A 416-nucleotide genomic window follows, 5' to 3' on the forward strand; every position below is an offset into this window, starting at 1 on the left:
CTTTTAGCGAGTGCGACACAGCAACCTCTCCCAACTCCAAAGGCTTGCTTAAATCAAGCGCAATAACTGTAACCATTGGATCTATAACCGACTTAGGCACTTCTATCGTCAAATCACCGGATTTCCGGTCGGTTTTGTAAGTTAGTTTGGTATCGCACCCTACCACGCGTGCGCCCTTCACTTTTGAGCGAACACCACGGATTGTCAACGGGTGATTTGGTGCGTAGTCGATGTACAGAAAAAGCGTTTTCTGGTCCTTGCTCACAGCTGACAATCCCGGGAAATGACCTTCGGGCATTCCAGCGCGTGTGCCATAGATAGCCTCTGAGTGCTTCCCGGTCCAGCGGGCAAACTCCTTAAGTATAGCCAACTGCTCTTCAGGAATGGAGCCATCCTCTTTTGGTCCAATGTCCAGA

1 pseudogene is annotated in these 416 nt (G+C 50.0%); it reads right to left on the reverse strand.

Features of this window, described 5'->3' with window-relative positions:
- Positions 1-416: pseudogene (locus tag C6366_RS21265) on the reverse strand (hypothetical protein); the annotation flags it as partial.

It is taken from the genome of Desulfonatronum sp. SC1, assembly GCF_003046795.1.
Classification (GTDB): domain Bacteria; phylum Desulfobacterota; class Desulfovibrionia; order Desulfovibrionales; family Desulfonatronaceae; genus Desulfonatronum.